This is a genomic window from Archangium sp., assembly GCF_036388035.1.
GTDB lineage: Bacteria > Myxococcota > Myxococcia > Myxococcales > Myxococcaceae > Archangium.
The window spans coordinates 1-5,430 of the sequence record NZ_DASVSO010000952.1; the positions used below are offsets into that span (position 1 = coordinate 1).

The 5,430-nt window shown below is 74.2% G+C and carries 2 protein-coding genes; both read right to left on the bottom strand.

The features are described 5' to 3' along the window. On the bottom strand, positions 1-3,572 hold a 3,572-nt coding region (locus VF697_RS39435; RefSeq protein ID WP_331103337.1), incomplete at its 3' end, for a HEAT repeat domain-containing protein. Positions 3,573-3,575: 3 nt separating this feature from the next. Further along, positions 3,576-5,430, bottom strand: a 1,855-nt coding sequence (locus tag VF697_RS39440) for a hypothetical protein (protein ID WP_331103339.1), incomplete at its 5' end; no start/stop codon positions are given.

Below are 5,430 nucleotides of genomic sequence, written 5' to 3' on the forward strand. Positions count from 1 at the left end.
GTCGTCTCGGGCTTCCAGGGCGCCTCCAGCGAGCGCGGGCGGGCCACCTTCGCGGCCTCGCAGAAGTAGTCGAGCGGCTTGTGGCGCAGCTGCAGCACCTGGGCGGCGGCGTAGCGCTGCTCGGGCACATCGCTGGCGAGCGCCTCGGCGAGCCCCACCATGCGGCGGGCGCGCTCGTCCTCGGCGGGCCAGTCCTTCATGTCGCCGGCCTTCTCGGGCCGGGGCGGCTGAAGCACCTCCACCAGGTGGGCGTGGGCGGCCTCGGTCTCGGTGCGCAGCTCCAGCGCGCGGGCGGCGGCGTAGCGCACCTCGGGGCGGCCACTGGAGAGGGCACTGATGAGCAGGTCGGGCGGCTCGCCCCGGCGCGAGGCGCGCAGGTCGCGGGCGAGGATGATGGCGAAGACGGTCTCCTGGACCTCGCGGGCCCTGTCCTCCAGGCCGTGCAGCAGGCCGCTGTCCCCGTCCGGCCCGAGCGCCGCGAAGGAGAGGATGGCGCCGGTGCGGATGGGCTCGTGCTCGTGGCGCAGGTTGCCGGTGAGGACGGGCAGGGCGCGGATGTCGCCGAGGCGCGACAGGCCATCCGCGGCCCACGAGCGCACCGCCACGTCCGCGTGGCCGAGCGCGTCCAGCAGGTAGCCCTCGTCCCCCCGGCGGCTGGCGGTGGCGAGGCCCCGGGCGGCCTGCTCGCGCACCCCGCTGGCCTCGTCCTTGAGGAGGGTGGTGGCGAAGAAGGACAGCAGCCGGCGCGAGCCGAGCGTGGCCAGGGCGCTCGCGGCGCGCTGGCGCAGCGGGGCGAGGAAGGCCGGGGGCCAGCTGCGCTGCAGCTCCTTGTCGGTGAGGAGGTTGCGCATTGGCTCGATGATGTCCTCGGCGCCCCGGGCGGCGAGCAGCTCGGCCGCGCGCACCTTCAGCGGTAGCTCGCCGGAGCCGAGCCCCGCGAGCAGCGGGCCGTTCTCCTTTATGAGCGTGTCGAGCGCCTCGAGGGCGGCGAGGTACACCCCCGGCTCCTCGGCCAGCAGCGCCTTGAGGAGCGGCGAGCGCATCGTCTCGGCGGGGGCCTGGGTGGAGTTCTTCGCGGCCAGGGCGCGCAGCGAGGCGTGGGCGGTGTCCAGGGCCGCGAGGTGCGGCTCGGCCTTCTCCTTGCCCACGTGCTTCACCCACGCCTCGTAGGCGGCCTGGGCCACGCTGGCATCCCGATCGCCCACGGTCTTCTTCAGCCGCTCGAGCGCCCAGTCCTCCTTGATACGGGCGGCCAGCTCGTCCACGGCGCGGCGGCGCAGGTCCGGGAAGCGGCCGGCGAGGGCGCGGTCGATGGCCTCCTGGGGATTCTTCTCGTTCCAGGACCAGAGGGTGCGGAAGGCCTCGTCGCGCACCTTGGCGGACTCGTCCTCCAGCGCGTCGCCGAGCAGGTGCACGGCGGCCTCGGAGCGTTTGCCCGAGAGCTTCACCAGCCTGTCGAGTCCCCGGACGCGCACGTCCTCATGGGACGAGCGCAGGGCGGCCTCGGCGCTGGAGAGGGGAGCCTCGCCGGCATCGAGCGTCACCACCGCGTCGAGGGCGGTGGCGCGCACGTCCGCGTTCTCGTCGTCCAGCATCCACACGAGGCGCTCACGGGCGCGGGCATCCTGGAGGGCGCGGAGGGCCTCGGCGGCCTGACGGCGGATGGCGGCGTCGGGCTCGCGGGAAAGCTGCAGCAGGGCACCCAGCGCCCGGGCATCTCCGAGCTGCGCCAGGCCCCGGGCGCCGCGCACGGCGGTGTCCGGCGTGCGGCAGGCCATGGCGGCGAGCAGCGGCTCCAGGCTGGGCTCGGCGAGGGGCTCGCCGGCCTTGCCGGTGGCGGGCATGGCGTCGCGGTCGGTCCGGAGGCGCCGGGCGACGTCCAGGGCGGCACGGGCGAAGTCCGCGTCCTTCTCCTCCAGCACGTGGGCCAGGGGCCGGCGCTCCAGCACGCGCACGGTGAAGGCCACGCGGCGCACGTCGGCATCCGCGTCATCCAGGGCCCGCGCCACCAGGGGCTGCAACTGCGGCGAGCCGAGCCAGCCAGCGCCCGCGGTGCGGATGAGCACCTCGGCGCGCAGGTGGGCGGGGCCGCGCTCGAAGGCCGTCTTCAGCGGCTCGGTGCTGCCCTTGGGGGACACCTGCACCAGCACGTCCAGCGCGGTGACGCCCACGGTGGCGTCCGCGTCCGTCAGCTTGCTGGCGATGAGGCCCGGCACCAGCGGAGACGTCCCCCCGAGCGAGGCCAGCGCCCGCAGGCCGGCGATGCGGGTGTCCGGGTAGCGCGAGTCCAGCGCGGCGCGCGGGGCGGCCAGCGGGGACTCCTTCTCCAGCCGGGTGAGTGCCCACAGCGCGGAGACGCGCACCAGGGTGTTGTCGTCGTCCAGCCGCTCGCGGAGCTTCGCGCGGGCCCCGACGCGGCCGTGCTTGCCCAGCTCCTCGGCGGCCAGCTTGCGCACCTCGTGCTCGCGGTCCGCGGAGAGCACGGCGAGCACGAAGTCGAGCGCCTCGGGCTCGTCCAGCGCGGCGGCCTCGCGCACGGCGGCCTCGCGCTTGGGGCGGTTGGCCCGGCGGGCCTCCTCCAGCACGTCGAAGCCGTGGGCGTACGGGGTGGCGTCGGTGGAGGGCTTGCCCTCGGTGTCCAGCTCGAAGCGGCGCACTGTGCGGTCCTCGCCGCCCGCGTAGACGAGGCCGAGCTGCACCTTGGCCTGCCGCGTGCTCACCGGCGGCGCGAAGGCGAGGGCATGCACGGGCTTGCTGCCGCACTCGAGCGTGCGCGGCTTGCGGCGCTCGTCCAGGCGCCAGGCCTTCACCTTGCCATCGCTCCCGGAGGAGAAGATGCGGTCCGCGGCCTCCTCGCCCCGCTCGGGCGTGGGTGTGGGCGGGAAGAGGAGGGCGAGCACGGCGCCGGCATGGCCGGAGTCCTTGTCGCCGCGCACCTCGGACTCGACGGCGCCCACGAGGTACCAGATGCGCAGCTTGCCATCGTCCCCGGCGGACACGAGGCGCCCGTCGCGCGGGGTGAAGGCGAGCGCCCGCACCGCGCCCTCGTGGCCGGGCATGTCACGCCGGGCCCCGTTGGCGAGGGTGAAGGAGCGCACCACGGAGTCGTCACCGGCACAGGCGGCATAGGTGCCGCTGGAGTCCACCGCGACGGCGCGCAGGGGCTGCGGCGAGGCCTGCCACTCGTGCACGCGCTTGCCCTTGCCGAGCTCCCAGGCGCGCAAGGCCCCATCCATGCCCACGGAGAAGGCGCGGGTGCCGTCCGGATTCACGGCGACGGCGGTGCAGGCACCCTGGTGGGCGTCCTTCACCTCGCGCTGCACGGCTCCGTCTCCGAGCGCGCCCACGCGCACGGCCCCATCCGCGCAAGCGGCCACCCAGCTTTCACCGGCGAGGGCGAGCCCGAGGACGGCGGCGGGAAGCTCCACGCTCCAGGCCACCTTGTTGGTGGCGGGCTCGTAGGCGGTGAGGCGGCTGGTGGCGGAGGCGCGAGCGCCCCCGACGAGCAGCAGGCGCGCATTGGCGGCGAGCGCGCGGACCTTCTCGTAATGGCCGATGGACAGTGAAGCCATGCGTCAGACTCCTCCGAGTTCCACGCCGGGGTGCGCCGCGCGCAGCCTCACCAGCGAGGCCAGGCAACTCTGCCACTCACCCTTCGCCAGCGAGCCGGTGAACTCGGCCAGCACGGGGGCGACGACGCGGGCGAAGCTCTCGTCCTCCAGGCCCAGGTCCCTCACCAGCTCAATCACGCGGCGCTTGGCCTCGCTGGCCGGGAGCCTGCGTGCCACCACGCCCTCGCGGGCCTCCTTGGAGCGCCCCGGGGGCAGGCCGAAGAGCATGCGGCGCAGGAAGGAGCGCAGGGCCTCCACGTTGGCGAAGCGCTCGGTGGCGGCCACGGGGGACTCCTTGGCGCCCGAGGGCTTCCACCCCTCCGGCAGGTGCAGCGGCCGGTGCTTCTCCCAGAGGAGGCGGATGGCGAAGAGGCCCACCTCGCGGTCGGCGCTCTCCATGAGCCATGCGAGGCGCTCGGGCCCACCCAGGCGCGCGTAGTGGCGGCGGATGAGCTCCACGGCCACCTCGCGCGTGGAGCGCTTGGTGCTCTCGGAGAGGGTGAACACCTTCACCGGATCCAGCTCGTCCGGGGTGAGGGTGCGGCGCTTGTCGGCGCCCTCCTCGCCCGCGTCGAGCAGGGCGTCATAGGCGAGGTTGCGCACCTCCTTGGCGTTGGCCTCGGCGAGCTCGTACACGCGGGTGTGCCAGCCCCAGGCGCGCAGCTCCACGCGCGTCACCGCGAGGGCGAAGTGGCGCACGTCGTCGCGGGCGTCGAAGAGGGCGGGCCACAGCCGCTCGGGGGTGTACGCGTTGCGAGGCGCCCTGGGCTTGAGCTGGAAGGACTTGGACTCGGGCTGCTCGGGGCCGATGACGGGGTGGTGGCAGCGCAGGTACGTCTGCGCGAAGGCGCGCACGGGGGCGGGCTGCTTCGCGCCGAGCGCCAGCTCGAAGAGGCGCTCCAGGCCCGCGGTGGCGTCGCCGGACTCGCTGAAGTCGGCGGGCACCACGTTCTCCAGCAGGTAGCGGTGGGCGAACTCGTGCAGCGTGGGGTCCGCGCGCCGGGCGAGCGCCAGCAGCCAGGGAATCCCCACGTCCCGGGGCGCGAAGAGCTTGCGGTTGCCCAGCAGCCTCAGTGCCACGCCGCGGAACTTCGCGTTGAAGACGAGCCCCTTCACGCGCTCCACGTCCAGGCCGGGCAGCGCGTCCGCCTCGGTGAGCCAGTCGGAAACCGTGTCGCCGAAGCTCGGGTGGATGGAGCGGTCCAGCAGCCAGTCGGCGCCAATGTCCGCGGGCTTGAAGCCCTTGAGCGCGTCGAGCGCCTGCTCCTCCACGTCGCTGCCGTACTCCTCCAGGCGCTCGTCGTCGAGGAGGGCCTTCCAGAAGGCGGGGGGCAGCTCACCCTTGCCGTACTTGGACTTGAGGTAGCGCTGGGCCCACTCCGTCTGCGCCTCGTCGCCGAAGAGCATGTCGAAGAGGAACTTCTGGGGCAGCTCGGCGCGGTCGAAGCTCTGCTCCAGGGCCTTGGCGGCGAACTTCGCGGTGGGCTTGTGGACGAGCAGCCGGCCGAGGAAGTCCGGGCCCAGCTCGCGCGGGTCCCTCTTCTCCAGCACGGCGGCGGCGTAGGCCTTCACGTCATTGTGCTCGCCCTCGAGCAGCTCGGCGAGGCGCTCGGCGGGGAGGTCCTGCGCGTGGGCGCGGGCGTACTCGATGGCGTAGGCGCGCGCCTTGTTGCTCTCCGACACGAGCAGGGCGAGCACCGCCTCGTGCAGCCCGAGCACGCGCAGCTTGCCCTGGTGGAACTCGGGCGAGCCCTGGAGGGTCTCGATGAGGAACTCGTGCGCGCTGGCGAGCGGGCGGCGGGCGAGCCGGTCCAACCAC